This is a genomic window from Butyrivibrio sp. NC2007 (assembly GCF_000421405.1).
Taxonomy (GTDB): Bacteria; Bacillota; Clostridia; order Lachnospirales; family Lachnospiraceae; genus Butyrivibrio.
On record NZ_ATWY01000038.1, the window covers coordinates 1 to 14,052 of the forward strand.

General features: G+C 44.8%; 15 protein-coding genes, 3 tRNA genes and 1 rRNA gene. 4 read left to right on the forward strand and 15 right to left on the reverse strand.

Translation table 11 applies throughout. From position 1 onward, the window contains the following. Nucleotides 1–370: 370 nt before the first annotated feature. The 3 genes from G632_RS0117880 to G632_RS0117890 all read right to left on the reverse strand — a co-directional run bounded on the left by G632_RS0117880 (nt 371) and on the right by G632_RS0117890 (nt 1,953). Nucleotides 371–1,360 carry a PstS family phosphate ABC transporter substrate-binding protein gene (locus tag G632_RS0117880; RefSeq protein ID WP_022770895.1) on the reverse strand — a complete coding sequence of 330 codons (990 nt, stop codon included), beginning with the start codon at nt 1,358–1,360 and terminating at the stop codon, nt 371–373. A gap of 159 nt (nt 1,361–1,519) precedes the next feature. Further along, on the reverse strand, nt 1,520–1,729 hold the full coding sequence (locus tag G632_RS0117885) for a hypothetical protein (protein WP_022770896.1): 210 nt from the start codon (nt 1,727–1,729) through the stop codon (nt 1,520–1,522). Then, nucleotides 1,729–1,953 carry a hypothetical protein gene (locus G632_RS0117890; protein ID WP_022770897.1) on the reverse strand — a complete coding sequence of 75 codons (225 nt, stop codon included), beginning with the start codon at nt 1,951–1,953 and terminating at the stop codon, nt 1,729–1,731. The genes G632_RS0117885 and G632_RS0117890 overlap by 1 nt, the downstream gene beginning before the upstream one ends. A 153-nt stretch (nt 1,954–2,106) precedes the next feature. Between G632_RS0117890 and G632_RS0117895 the strand changes: the two genes are divergently transcribed. Together G632_RS0117895 and G632_RS20730 are read left to right on the forward strand one after the other, a co-directional pair. Beyond that, nucleotides 2,107–2,850, forward strand: a complete 744-nt coding sequence (locus G632_RS0117895; RefSeq protein ID WP_022770898.1) for an alpha/beta hydrolase — start codon at nt 2,107–2,109, stop codon at nt 2,848–2,850. Nucleotides 2,851–2,987: 137 nt separating this feature from the next. Next, complete coding sequence (locus tag G632_RS20730; protein ID WP_022770899.1) at nt 2,988–4,391, forward strand: aldehyde dehydrogenase family protein; 1,404 nt, start codon at nt 2,988–2,990, stop codon at nt 4,389–4,391. 42 nt (nt 4,392–4,433) lie between these two features. On the opposite strand, the gene G632_RS0117905 is transcribed toward G632_RS20730, so the two are convergent. Next, complete coding sequence (locus G632_RS0117905; protein ID WP_022770900.1) at nt 4,434–5,276, reverse strand: CPBP family intramembrane glutamic endopeptidase; 843 nt, start codon at nt 5,274–5,276, stop codon at nt 4,434–4,436. 174 nt (nt 5,277–5,450) lie between these two features. On the opposite strand from G632_RS0117905, the gene G632_RS0117910 reads away from it, so the two are divergent. Together G632_RS0117910 and nagE are read left to right on the forward strand one after the other, a co-directional pair. Further along, nucleotides 5,451–5,933 (forward strand): PTS sugar transporter subunit IIA, encoded by a 483-nt coding sequence (locus G632_RS0117910; protein WP_022770901.1) that lies wholly within the window; start codon nt 5,451–5,453, stop codon nt 5,931–5,933. Between the two features lie 44 nt (nt 5,934–5,977). Continuing rightward, a complete protein-coding gene (gene nagE, locus G632_RS0117915; protein WP_022770902.1) occupies nt 5,978–7,420 on the forward strand; it encodes an N-acetylglucosamine-specific PTS transporter subunit IIBC in 1,443 nt (480 codons plus the stop codon). Nucleotides 7,421–7,449: 29 nt separating this feature from the next. On the opposite strand, the gene pflA is transcribed toward nagE, so the two are convergent. From pflA to G632_RS0117970, 11 genes are all read right to left on the reverse strand, one after another. Next, entirely contained in the window at nt 7,450–8,184 is a 735-nt protein-coding gene (gene pflA / locus G632_RS0117920) for a pyruvate formate-lyase-activating protein (protein WP_022770903.1), read from the reverse strand. Between the two features lie 27 nt (nt 8,185–8,211). Continuing rightward, complete coding sequence (gene pflB, locus G632_RS0117925; RefSeq protein WP_022770904.1) at nt 8,212–10,470, reverse strand: formate C-acetyltransferase; 2,259 nt, start codon at nt 10,468–10,470, stop codon at nt 8,212–8,214. Nucleotides 10,471–10,706: 236 nt separating this feature from the next. After that, nucleotides 10,707–10,970, reverse strand: coding sequence for a 30S ribosomal protein S18 (gene rpsR, locus G632_RS0117930; protein ID WP_022766233.1), 264 nt, complete (start codon nt 10,968–10,970; stop codon nt 10,707–10,709). Nucleotides 10,971–10,985: 15 nt separating this feature from the next. Then, nucleotides 10,986–11,465 carry a single-stranded DNA-binding protein gene (locus tag G632_RS0117935; RefSeq protein ID WP_022770905.1) on the reverse strand — a complete coding sequence of 160 codons (480 nt, stop codon included), beginning with the start codon at nt 11,463–11,465 and terminating at the stop codon, nt 10,986–10,988. Nucleotides 11,466–11,482: 17 nt separating this feature from the next. Beyond that, complete coding sequence (gene rpsF / locus G632_RS0117940) at nt 11,483–11,770, reverse strand: 30S ribosomal protein S6 (RefSeq protein WP_022766231.1); 288 nt, start codon at nt 11,768–11,770, stop codon at nt 11,483–11,485. A 110-nt stretch (nt 11,771–11,880) separates the two neighbouring features. Beyond that, complete coding sequence (locus G632_RS0117945; RefSeq protein WP_022770906.1) at nt 11,881–12,636, reverse strand: NAD-dependent protein deacylase; 756 nt, start codon at nt 12,634–12,636, stop codon at nt 11,881–11,883. Between the two features lie 20 nt (nt 12,637–12,656). Continuing rightward, nucleotides 12,657–13,349 carry a S1 RNA-binding domain-containing protein gene (locus G632_RS0117950; protein ID WP_022770907.1) on the reverse strand — a complete coding sequence of 231 codons (693 nt, stop codon included), beginning with the start codon at nt 13,347–13,349 and terminating at the stop codon, nt 12,657–12,659. Nucleotides 13,350–13,428: 79 nt separating this feature from the next. Continuing rightward, nucleotides 13,429–13,499, reverse strand: a tRNA-Cys gene (locus G632_RS0117955). A 23-nt stretch (nt 13,500–13,522) separates the two neighbouring features. After that, a tRNA-Glu gene (locus G632_RS0117960) sits at nt 13,523–13,594 on the reverse strand. Nucleotides 13,595–13,627: 33 nt separating this feature from the next. Continuing rightward, a tRNA-Asn gene (locus G632_RS0117965) sits at nt 13,628–13,700 on the reverse strand. Nucleotides 13,701–13,773: 73 nt separating this feature from the next. Continuing rightward, nucleotides 13,774–14,052: ribosomal RNA gene (locus G632_RS0117970) — 23S ribosomal RNA — on the reverse strand; the annotation flags it as partial.

Genomic DNA, 14,052 nt, shown 5'->3' on the forward strand with positions numbered 1-14,052 from the left:
TTACCGGCCCGCCTTAGTGACCGACCGCTCATATAAATACCGGAGTCAAGGGACAGTACGCTGGGCGCCGCCCTTTGGCGCCCGGGCAGCCCTTGGGGCCGGTATTTATGTGAGCTACAATCCCATGGCGGCGGGCCTATATCCCCAACGCCCGTCACCACTCGCATAATGAGTCAACAGAACCGTCCCCTTGACTCACAAAGTGAGTCAAAGTGAAACGTCCCCACTGACTCAGAATGAGTCAATCTGAAACGTCCCCACTGACTCAAAATGAGTCAATGTGAAACGTCCCCAGTGTCTCATAATGAGTCAATCTGAAACGTCCCCGGTGACTCAAAAAGGAGTCAAAGAGAACCGTCCCCATTGACTCCTACTTTGGAAGTACCACATATCCACAGTCTTCGATCAGCCTCTGGCCTTCGTCTGATAAGAGCCACTCCACAAGTTCTTTTATATTCTTATTATCATTGTCCTTACGGTAGACAACATAGAAGCTGGCAGTCAAAGGATATGTACCGTTTCTGATGTTCTCTGCATCAGGGTATACTCCGTCAACTGCTAGCATCTTAACACCGGTATCGGCGACCATGCCCGACAAATAATATCTGAAGGAATATCCGATGGAACCCCCGAGGATGTTCATCGGGTTGTGGGTAAGGACAATGTCTTTTCCCATGAACTTCTCCATCATGGTCTGCGATCCCGAGCCCTTGATCCTGACAAGGGGATTTATGAGCTTTGACGGGCCTCCGACTTCGTTCCAATTTGTGATCTTACCGGTGTAGATATCCCGGATCTGGTCAGCTGTCAGGCCATCTACCGGGTTCTTTGAGTTTACAAAGAAGACAAATGCCTCAAGTCCAACCGGAACAATCTCCAGCTCAACACCTTTTTCTGCTGCCGACTCCAGCTGCTCCTTCGATGGATGAGCTGTAAAGAACAGATCCACCGAGCCGTCAACCATGGCATCAAAGCCTCGTATCGTGTTCTGATACTGCATCACGCTGTCATCAGCAAAGTTCTCGCCATAGAAATTTTCATCGGAAAACTCTCCGCCTTCATAGGTAACGCTGCCTTCGGGATAGCAGTTATCTATGACCGATGCGTAAACCGGAACCAGAGCAGCTGCGCCGTCCAGTACCGGAAGATCGTCTCCTTCTTCAAACTTCAAAGAAGAATCCACCCTGGCAAGGTCAGAACCTTCCTCAAAAGGCAGGTACCTCGATACATCGATCATCTTCCTCTGTGAGGCGCTGCTGAAATTGTTGCCGACTCGCCTTGTTACAGTCATAAAAATAAAGCCATTTACCAGCACTGTGACCAGCACCACTGATAAAATGGCCATTATCCGTCCCTTCATCACCATATCTCCTGTGATATCAAATGTATAATTGATGAATTCTCATAAGCTTTGTAAGCATATATGCAATGTGATAACGTGAGTAGTATCGCCAATATGCTTACTATGATCAAAACCTTCAGAAATCTCTTGTCTTCCATAGTATTCAGCCTTGTCTTTTTACATATTTGCCACTATTGCCCAAGTGATCAGGAACAGGAATGTTCTCCCAATTATGTAAACTACTACACAGGCAACAACTACGCCAAAACCGACTGCATACCAGGGGTTCATTTTTCTGTTCTCTTTTTTGGCGGCGCGGTATTCCTTGATAAACAAAACAATAGAAGTAACCAACGCTACAATTAAGAGTATACTTACAATTTCCATTAAATCTTTCCTTGTCTTATTACGCGAAAACTCTTATTCCATTTCTGCTCTATTCCGCGCCAGCTGTATGTAAGCTCTCCGTTTGGATAAAGGCAGACAGATTTGGATGTTATCTCCGAAGGGTTGTCATAGGAGTCATAATATGCACCTCCGCTAACCCTCTGTGACATTTTCTTATAAACGAAACCATCGATTGTTATTACTTCCGGAAACTGTGTGATCATAAGCTCTCTCCATTAGTATAAATACGGTTGACGGGTTCTTATACATTATATTGTAGAACGATTGGATTCACAATACAAGATAATGTATTTAATCATTTTACATAATATTGAGTATAATTAACTATAAATACGTCAACCGCCTTGGAGAATGCGATGAAAAAGAATTTTCTTTGCTGCTTAATCCTCGCCGTAGCAATGCTTACCTTGGCAGAATGCAGCTCTTTTAAAATAGACAAGTCCAGATACTATCTCTATACACCAAAAGATACCAAAAACCAGCCTCTGGTCATTGTCTTCCATGGCTATGGCGAAGCAGAAAATGCCGAAAGCACCATGGTCGTCTCTACCCTGACCTCGACCGAGAGCCAGAGCAAGCACCCCTGCTATGTTTTAGCACCGCACATTGATGACAATACCTTTTTGGCTGAATCAAGCCGCCGAGGTCTGTACAACGAGGTAAAAGACATCTCGGACCACCTCATAGCTGAAGGAAAAGTTAACCCTTCCGCCATCTATTGTATGGGTAATTCCTTTGGCGGACTTGCAACCGTGGAATTTCTTGAAGCCTATCCTGAGGATATCGCCGGCGCCATTGTCATGTGCCCTGCACTAACTTACTCACGGGATTCCACCACTAATCTCTCTAAGATAAAAGACATTCCGATATGGTTTGCACATGCTACAAACGACAATGTAATTCCTGTTGATGTCAGCAGATCTGCCGTTTCAACCCTAAAGGCCATGGGCTCAGAAAACGTATCTCTAACTGAATTCAGTGACCGGGAAATGCTCTCAGCCGGCGCTCTTTCCGGCTTTCATCAGGCAGACTTTGCCGTGATGGCAGATGAGAGCTTTATGGAATGGCTCTTTTCCCAAAGCTGCACTCCCCGTCCTTAGATGTTAGAATCTTGAATTGTATACTTTGCAAGTATTCGGGAAAATAATAGTAAACCGTTAAAAGGAGAGTTTAAATACTCTCCTTTTTTGTTACAATTAATTCGGATACGTTGTTCAAGCCTTACACGGAGGATGCTATGTACACTGAAACCACGATCAGAGAGATAGTTGATAAGCAACGTAAATTCTTTTATTCCGGGAAAACTCTGGATGTCGAATTCAGGCTCAGACAGCTGAAAAGACTTAAGGCTGCTATCATCAAAAATCAGCAGGTCCTTGAGGATGTTCTGTACAGAGATCTTGGAAGAGCCCCTATGGAAGCATACTTCTGCGACATAGGAAGCGTCATTCTCGAGATCAACGAGACCATGAAAGGTCTTCGAGGATGGGCCAAGCCTGAGACGCATTTTAGCGGTCTTCACTGCTTTCCAAGCGTGACCACCAAGGTCTACAAGGTTCCTTACGGCGTATCTCTCATCATAAGCCCCTTCAACTTCCCCTTCATTTTGTCCCTTGGGGTCTTAATTGCTGCCATCGCCGGCGGAAACACAGCTGTTATCAAGGCAAGTTCCAAGTCACAGCACTGCACGCAGCTTATGAAGAAGATCATCTCTGAAATATATCCCCCAAAATATGTGACCGTTATAGACGGCGGACACGATGTGGCTGACATGTGCCTTGCTCAGAAATTCGACAAGATCTTTTACACAGGCTCTCCCAAGGTCGGTGTCCATGTCCTTGAACAGGCAGCCAAGAATCTGACCTCTACTGCCCTTGAGCTTGGCGGAGAGACAGGTAACTGGTGCATCATCAGGAAAGATGCAAACCTTAAGGACGCTGCCAGAAAGATTGCTTTCTTCAAGGCCTTAAACAGCGGCCAGATCTGCATCAACATAAATCAGGTTGCTGTGGCAAGCGAGGTCGCAGAGGATTTTGTAAAAGAGCTTATCAAAGCCTTCAATAAACAGTTGGGCGCTGAGCCCCATGAAAATCCAGAGTATCCTCGCCTGATAAACCGGTCAGCTTATGATAAATGCAAGAATCTCGCTGATGAATACAGGAACAAGATCGTATATGGCGGATCCGGAAACGATACGACTTTAAAGTATGATCCGACCATAATTTACCCTGTTGATATAGGTGACAGTATAGTGCAGAAAGAGCTCTTTTGCCCGCTTCTGCCGATTGTAACGTACAAAGATGATGAAATCGGCGCTCTTCTTGATACTATTTCAAGGCGCGAGCATGGCCTGTCGCTCTACATCTTCACGAAAAATATCACCTGGGCGAAGAAAGTCATGCAGAGAATGCAATACGGCGGAGGCTGTATCAATGAAGTCTGCCTTCACATGATGGTAAAGGGCGCTCCATTTAATGGCACCGGTCACTCTGGAATGGGTGCATATCACGGCAAGTGGGGATTTATGGAGTTTACACATCCATCTACGGTTCTCATCGGCTCTACAAAGTTTAACCTGAGCATGAGAGAACATCCATACACAAGCGCCGGACGAAAACTTGTTGGATTATTGGAGAGGTAAAGGATACTAAGCGCAGCTATATAAAAAAACCGCATCACTTTTTTAGAGTGATGCGGTCCATTTTTTGTCCCAAAGGTCACGGGCAATATCAATATTCTTTTGCTTCTTGGCATAATATACTACATATACAAACATGCCTATCGCTATTATCAGTTCTATGATAGTACCGGCAGTAACACTTCCGGTCATCAGACCCGAACTGTTTACATCATTGGAAAAGCAAATCGCAATTACATCATGGAAAGTATGTATAGCAATAACCACTGCGAGATTTCCTGTCAGAATGTATATAGCCCCAAGAGCCATACCGACAGCTACAGAACCTAAGCTCTGAAAGAACGCCACCAGTATATCTGCGCCGGAAAAAGCATTAGTGAGGTGAACGAAACCAAACAATATTGCCGGGAAAAGCAGCTGTATCATGATGCTGTCTTTGTTTTTTCTCTTGCGCATAAGCGTACTCGTCATGATTCCTCTGAACATAAATTCCTCAATCACTCCTGCATACAGAGCGGTTAAAACCCCTGAGACGTTGAATTTAAATGACACATCTCCTTCGAATGCATCATACGCAAGACAAAGAGCGAGATAGATCATATATACCACAATAAGCGGAACACCCGGACCAATCTTTCCATACCTGAAAAAGCTTGTGAACTCTCCTTTAAACCATAGCTTATAGAACAAAAGTCCTGCTGCCAAACCCACAAGCAATCCTATAGGACCGTATAGTCTTGGATAATCGGGAATAGGAATAGCAATGATCACATTAAGAACTCCTGACACAAGCGACAAAATAAAGAAGCCCACTATAACCAGTAGTATTGAACTGATATAAGGATTCTTGTCCGTAAGCTTATGCTGTCTAACCTTCTTTTCTTTCATAGAAAAACCTCCAAAGCTTCTTTTTTAGGAAACGCATATATATATTATGTCAGTTTAAATGCCAAAATTCTACAACAAAAACAGAAACTGGATAGTTAATTTGTATGCATTAATGCTAAAATGTTAGCATGAAGTAAAATCTCGTAAAGACTTCTAAGTTGGGGGGAATTCAATATGGGTCTATTCGACAAACTTTTCCAGGGTAACAAAATCACACTGGTTTCTCCGGTCAATGGAGAAATTGTGCCTATCACTCAGGTAAAGGATGACACCTTTGCGCAGGAAATGGTGGGCAAGGGCGTAGCCATCATTCCTTCAGACGGCAAATTCTTTGCGCCTGCTGACGGAGCTCTTATAGCTCTTTTCCCAACAGGACATGCATTCTGCATTAATTCTACTGACGGAGCAGAGATCCTTGTTCACATCGGCATCGACACAGTTAAGCTTGGAGGCGAGCACTACGCCATCCATGCAAAACAGGGCGATACCGTTAAAAAGGGTGACCTCATCGTTGAGGTTGATCTCGAGGGCGTAAAGAACGCCGGCTACGATATCATCACTCCTATGATCGTATCTAACCATTCCAAGTTTTCAGGTTTTGAGAAAAAGAGCGGAAAGGTAGCAGTGGGCGATGCTGCTATCGTGCTGAGCAAATGAATGTAATTGCGGAAAGCAATTCATAAATAAAGGAGGACAAATGTATGATGAAGTATCTACAAAAGATCGGTAAATCTCTGATGCTTCCTGTCGCAGTTCTTCCAGCAGCAGGTATTCTCTACGGTATCGGATATTGGATCGATCCATCAGGTTGGGGTGCCAACAGTGTTTTGGCAGCATTTTGTATAAAAGCTGCATCGGCGATCATTGATCAGATCCCGATTCTTTTTGCCATCGGTGTATCAGTAGGTATGGCTAAAGACCATGACGGAACCAGTGCTCTGGCAGGTCTTGTTTCATTCCTTATGATCACCACACTTCTTAGCACAGGCGCTGTTGCAATGTACAAGGGCGTTGACGCTTCAGAAGTTCCTGCAGCATTCGGTAAGATCCAGAATGCATTTATCGGTATCTTAGCCGGTATCATCGGATCAAGCTGCTACAACAGATTCAAGGATACTAAGCTTCCTGACTGGCTTGCATTCTTCAGCGGTAAAAGATCTGTTGCCATTGTTACAGCGATTGTTTCAGCCGTTACAGCAGCAATCCTGTACTTCGTATGGCCGGTAATCTTCGCAGCACTCGTAGCTTTCGGTAAAGCAATCCTCGGCCTCGGCGCTCTTGGATCAGGTATCTATGCAATGCTTAACCGTGCACTTATTCCTTTGGGACTGCACCACGCACTCAACGCCGTATTCTGGTTTGATACAGCAGGTATCAACGACCTCGGCCTCTTCTGGTCAGGCGCAGAAGGCGCAGTTAAGGGCGTTACAGGACAGTACATGACAGGATTCTTCCCTATCATGATGTTCGGTCTTCCAGGCGGTGCACTTGCAATGTATCACACAGCAAAGGATTCCAAGAAGAAATCAGCTGCATCTCTCCTGCTTGCAGGATCACTTGCTTCAATCTTCACAGGAATCACAGAACCCCTTGAGTTCGCATTCATGTTCATGGCTCCCGGCCTTTACCTTGTACATGCGCTCCTCACAGGTGTTTCTGCAGCAATCTGCACACTGCTTCCTTTGAGACTTGGATTTAACTTCTCAGCAGGACTTGTTGACTACATCCTTAGCTTCAAGGCTCCTATGGCTGTTAACCCTTGGCTCCTTATTCCTATCGGCCTTGTATTCGCAGTTATCTACTACTTCGTATTCCGTTTCGTTATCACCAAGTTCGACCTTAAGACTCCGGGACGAACAGATGACGAGGATGAGGAAGAAGAGAAGCTCGAGCTTGCAAACGACGACTTCACAGCAATCGCTGAGCGTGTTCTTGCAGGACTTGGCGGAAAAGACAACATCGTTGAAGTTGACTACTGTGCAACAAGACTTCGTACAGAGATCAAGGACTACACACTTGTTGATGAGAAGGCCATCAAGAATGCCGGAGTTGCCGGTGTTATCAGACCTTCCAAGACAGCCGTTCAGGTTATCATTGGACCTAAGGTTCAGTTTGTACATGATGAGCTTAAGAAACTGCTCTGATAAGTCTAGATAATAAAAAGTCCTAGGTGCTAAATTGCACCTAGGATTTTTTTTGCATTTTCTATTCGTTCCTGTGTTGGTGATTCCACACCTTCAAGGCGGTATGGAATTCCCAGCTCCTTGTATTTTGGAACTCCCAGCGTGTGATACGGGAGTACCTCTACTTTCTCTACAGATGACAGCGTATCAATAAACTCTCTGGTACGGCGGAGGTAATCATCATTATCACTTCCTCCGGGAACCAGTACGTGGCGTATCCAGATTGGAATGCCCAAATCCGATATCTCTTTTGCCATCTGAAGGATATTTCCGTTATCGACACCTGTAAGCTCCTTGTGAGCCTCAGGATCGATATTCTTGATATCTAAAAGAACTGTGTCTGTAAGCGCCATCAGCTCTTTCCACTTGGAATAAAAAGGTTCTTCATGAGTGAAAGGCTCTCCTGCAGTATCTATACAGGTACTTACGCCGGCTGCTTTTGCTTTTTTAAATAAATCCAGCAGAAAATCTATCTGAAGGAGTGGTTCTCCACCACTTACAGTAATACCACCGCCGTTTTTCCAATACGGCTTAAAACGCAAAGCCTTCTTTAAAAGCTCATCAGCTGTATACTGCTCTCCCTCACCTTCCTTCCAGGTCTCTGGATTGTGGCAAAAGGCACATCTCATCCTGCATCCGCTAAGGAAAATGAGGTATCTGACACCGGGTCCGTCCACGGCGCCAAAACTCTCCAGCTTATTTACATATCCTATAATTTCACTCATTAAAAAACTCCAAAACTCTGGTACTGATTACAGTGCCTCGTGGCAAGTACGAGAAATTACGTCGAGCTGCTGCTCCTTTGTCAAGTCGATGAACTTAACAGCATATCCTGATACACGGATAGTGAAGTTAGCATACTCAGGCTTCTCAGGATGCTCCATAGCATCGATGAGCTTCTCCTTACCAAATACATTTACGTTAAGGTGGTGTGCACCTTGATCAAAGTATCCGTCAAGTACGTTTACAAGGTTATTAACACGCTCTTCCTCTGTGTGACCAAGGGCACCTGGGTTGATTGTCTGTGTGTTTGAAATTCCATCAAGAGCCTCTTCGTAAGGAAGCTTAGCGACAGAGTTAAGTGATGCAATAAGACCATTTACTTCTGCGCCGTATGCAGGGTTAGCACCGGGTGAAAGTGGCTCACCTGCAGGACGTCCATCAGGAAGTGCTCCTGTTGCCTTACCATAAACAACGTTTGATGTGATGGTAAGGATTGATGTTGTAGGCTCTGAATCTCTGTAGGTATGGATGTGACGAAGCTTGCCCATGAATGTGCGAAGAAGCCAGATAGCGATCTCATCAGCTCTGTCATCATCATTACCGTAACGAGGGAAGTCACCCTCAATCTCAAAGTCCTTAGCGATTCCGTTCTCATCACGGATAGCCTTTACCTTAGCATACTTGATTGCTGAGAGTGAGTCTACACAGTGTGAGAATCCTGCGATACCTGTAGCAAATGAACGACGTACATGTGTATCAATAAGGGCCATCTGGCAAGCCTCATAGTAGTACTTGTCGTGCATGTAGTGGATCATGTTAAGTGTTCCAACATAGAGGTGAGCAAGCCAATCCATCATCTGGTCGAACTTGTGCATAACCTCATCATAGTCAAGGTACTCGGAAGTGATTGCCTTGTACTCAGGTCCAACCTGATCGCCTGACTTCTCATCAACACCACCGTTGATAGCGTAAAGAAGGCACTTAGCAAGGTTTGCACGAGCACCGAAGAACTGAAGCTCTTTACCTGTCTCTGTTGCAGATACGCAGCAGCAGATTGAGTAATCATCGCCCCATGTAACACGCATTACATCATCGTTCTCATACTGGATTGAAGATGTAGTAACTGAAATCTTGGAAGCGTACTTCTTGAAGTTCTCAGGAAGACGGCTTGAATACATAACTGTAAGGTTTGGCTCAGGTGAAGGTCCCATGTTCTCAAGTGTGTGAAGGAATCTGTAGCAGGTCTTTGTAACCTGGTGACGTCCGTCAAGACCGATACCACCAACCTCAAGAGTAGCCCAAACAGGATCGCCTGAGAAGAGCTGGTTGTAAGACTCAATACGAGCGAACTTAACCATACGGCACTTCATTGTGAAGTGGTCGATGATCTCCTGAGCTTCTTTCTCTGTGATGATACCCTTTGCAAGGTCACGTGAGAAGTAGATATCAAGGAATGTAGAAACACGTCCAACTGACATAGCAGCACCGTTCTGTGTCTTGATAGCTGCAAGATATCCAAAGTAGAGCCACTGAACAGCTTCCTTGGCAGTTCCTGCAGGCTTTGAAATGTCGATGCCATAGATAGCAGCCATTTCCTTCATGCCCTTAAGAGCATTGATCTGGTCTGTGATCTCCTCACGAAGCTGGAAATCATAACGACGCATACCCTGACGCTCTGTTGCTGCAAAATCAGCCTGTTTCTTCTCGATGAGGTAATCGATACCGTAAAGGGCAACTCTTCTGTAATCGCCTACGATACGGCCACGACCGTATGTATCAGGAAGACCTGTGAGGATCTTGTTGTGACGAGCCTTCTTCATCTCAGGTGTGTAGATGTCGAATACGCCCTGGTTGTGTGTCTTGTGATATTTTGTAAAGATCTCGTGAAGCTTCTCACTAGGCTCGTAGCCATACATTCTGCATGACTGCTCTGCCATTGTGATACCACCGAAAGGCATGAAAGCTCTCTTAAGTGGCTTGTCTGTCTGAAGACCAACAATCTGCTCTAAATCCTTTGTTTCTTCTGAAATGTATCCTGCACCATGTGAAGTAAGAGAAGATACGATGTCGGTATCCATATCAAGAACACCGCCCTTGGCACGTTCCTGTGCCTGAAGTTCCTGGAGCTTGCCCCAAAGCATATTGGTAGCTTCTGTTGGCTCTGCAAGGAAAGACTCATCTCCGTCATATGGAGTATAGTTGTTCTGAATGAAGTCACGTACGTCAACATTGTCTTTCCAGACACGACCTACGAAACCGTCCCACTGTGAAAATTCGTGATTTGCCATAGTGATTCCCTTTCTATTTATAAAAATTCTGTAAAATAGCCACTACATACTATACCATAAGGGTGTCAAATAATTAACAATATATTTAACAACTTTTCTCATTTTGGCGAAAGTGACAAATTCTCTCAAAATTCATGAAACTTCTTGTAGGCTTTTACCTTATCTTTTGAGCATAAAAAAGACACTTCTTAGAATCTCTTCTAAAAAGTGTCTCTGATTGTTTGTCTTATTACTGATTACTCAGCTACGTAAGGCATAAGAGCCAGATGTCTAGCACGCTTTACAGCTGATGTAAGCTCTCTCTGGTGCTTAGCGCAGTTTCCTGTGATTCTTCTTGGAAGAATCTTGCCGCTCTCAGAAACGAACTTCTTAAGCTTAGCTGTATCCTTGTAATCAATTACATTATCCTTGCCACAGAAAACGCAAACTTTCTTTCTTCTGTGCATTCCGCCCTTTCTCCTTACTGGAGAATCGGATCTATCAGACTTTGTGAAAGCCATTGTATATTCCTCCTTTTAGTTAAAAGGCAGCTCCTCTTCGATTCCATCCGGAATGTTCATGAAGCCATCGCCTGCTGCAGCGGGAGTGGGATCATTTGATGGTGCACTTGCAGGTGCAGGTGCGCTGTTTGCGCTGTAGTCAAAGTTTCCGCCGTTTGATGCGTTGTTCTTAGACTCTGCAAACTCCTGATCTTCCACAACCACCTCGGTTGTGTAGACCTTAACGCCATCCTTGTTGGTATAACTACCTGTCTGGATACGTCCTGTAATAAGCATCTTGGTACCTTTCTTAAGGTACTTCTCAGCAAACTCGCCAGCCTTACCAAAAGCTACGATGCTGATAAAATCAGCTGACTGCTCGTTAGGGTCATTGCTTCTGCCTCTTCTGCGGTCAACAGCAAGTGTGTATCTTGCGATTGCCATAGGCTCAGCGCCCTGTGAATATCTTACTTCAGGATCTCTTGTTAAACGTCCACATAAAATTACTTTGTTCATTATTCGTCCTCTTCTATTTAGGCCTCGTTCTTAACGCATAAATATCTGATGACGCCGTCCATGATTCTCATGCGAGCTTCGATCTCAGCTGGAGAAGTAGGCTCACCATCGAACTGGATGAAATAGTAGAAGCCTTCTGTCATCTTCTCGATCTCATAAGCGAGCTTCTTCTTGCCCCACTCATCGATGTTGGTAATCTGACCACCATGCTTCTCGATAGTTCTCTTTACCTTCTCGATGACAGCAGTTCTTGCGTCGTCTTCGATCTTTGCACTAACAACAACGGCTAATTCGTATTTGTTCATGCTATTTGTTACCTCCTTTTGGTCTCTGGCCACTTGTTTCAGTCAAGTGACAAGGAATTTATCACAGGATGATATGTTATCATAAATCCAGGAACTATGCAAGTCCTTTTTTACAATTCAATCCCCTGGAGAGCTGCAAGCTCTGTGAAGACCTTACCGATCTTTTCCCTTATAATAAGGGTGTTCTGAGCTCCGCTTATCTGTATTTCACTCTGATTAATTACAACAACGGTTTTTCCCCTGAAATAATTAATGAATGAAGCTGCCGGATATACTGTAAGTGATGTACCTCCAATTATCAGCATATCTGCGCTGGCTATTGCGCTGATTGCACCATCAACCTGATCATCGGGAAGTCCCTCTTCATAAAGAGTGATATCAGGCCTTATAGTGCCTCCACAGGAACACTTTGGGATCGGCTCTGTGGATTCAAAAATATAATCAGCCGGATACTCTTTTCCACAGCTCATGCAGTAGTTTCTAAGAGCACTTCCGTGAATCTCATAGACCACCTTGCTTCCGGCCTTCTGATGAAGTCCATCGATGTTCTGAGTAACGATAGCTTTAAGCTTACCGGTCTTCTCTAAAGCCGCAAGATATTTGTGGGCATTGTTTGGCTCAATATTCCTGGTATCCATCTTCTGTCGGTGGAACTCATAATATACCTTGGGCTCATACACAAGACATGAATGGCTAAGCAGGTATTCGGGCTGATACATGTCGAATCTTACATCGTGCTGGTTATACAGGCCGTCTTTACTTCTAAAGTCGGGAATTCCGCTCTCTGTTGAAACACCTGCACCGCCAAAGAATACTATCTTATCAGACTCATCAATAAGTTCTTTTAACCTTTTGATTTCCTCCATACAACGCCTCCTTTTGGCATTTAGAAACCTGCCTTCTTAAGAAGATCTGCTAAGGATGTTGTAGCCTCTCCTTCGCTCTCAAACTCGATTTTCTCCTCTGTTACTTCTTCTGCACCGATTTCCTCAAGGGCTTTCATGCTAAGACTAAGCTTGCCGTCTTTGATAGCTGTTACCTTAACCTTAACTGTCTGTCCGACCTTAAGAACTGCTGAAGGATGTGCAATTCTCTGATTGCAGATCTGAGAGATGTGCAAAAGACCTGATGTACCATTTTCAAGCTTAACAAAAGCTCCGTAGTTCTGAATGCTCTCAACAACACCTTCTGTTACGAGTCCAACCTGAACCTTGGCGATAGCCTCTGCCTTCTTTTTCTCAGCCTCTTCCTTAAGATAATCCTTTGCGGATAAAACAAGCTTGTCATCCTCTTCATCAACTGTGATTACCTTAACCTTGAGAGTCTTACCTACAAACTCGGGAAGCTTCTCTTCATCTATATATGAAAGAGAAAGCTTGGATGCAGGAATAAATCCCCTCTTCTCCTCAAGGAAAGCTACTACGCCTCCCTTAACAGCTTCAGTAACCTCTACATCCACATACTCTCCGGAATCAAGAAGTGCATGAAGCTTGTCCCAGATGAAACCATCCCCATCCTTGCCCTTGGCAAGTGACTTGTCGATCTCATCCATAAAATCTTTCATTGTTTCTTCTGCCATACCGTACCTCCAATAAAGACTATTGAATAAATTATAGCACAAAAAAACCTATGAACAACGAATGTTCATAGGTTTTTAGAGGTGACAGGCGGATTTGAACCGCCGCTCGAGGTGTTGCAGACCTGTGCCTTACCGCTTGGCTATGTCACCAAATAAAGGTATTTTCGATGAAATGACTCCGACGAGAATCGAACTCGTGTTACCGCCGTGAAAGGGCGATGTCTTGACCGCTTGACCACGGAGCCAAGTGCTTAGCGACCGTGTTTCGGTGCTTCTAGCTCCCCCTGTCGGACTCGAACCAACGACACTTCGGTTAACAGCCGAATGCTCTACCGACTGAGCTAAGGAGGATTATAATAAAAAATTTTGTACCTTCAAAACCGAACACTGAAATCTCTTAGATCCGTCTCTAACCTTTGCTTTTTTGGATAAGCCCTCGACCTATTAGTACACATCAGCTGAACACGTTACCATGCTTACACCTTGTGCCTATCTAACCTCGTACTCTCCAAGGGGTCTTACTCCATAAAGGAGGGATATCTCATCTTGAGGGGGGCTTCACGCTTAGATGCCTTCAGCGTTTATCCCTTCCGGACGTGGCTACCCAGCCTTATGCACCTGGCGGTGCAGCTGATACACCAGCGGTCCGTCCATCCCGGTCCTCTCGTACTAAGGACAGCTCCTCTCAGATATCCTACGCCCG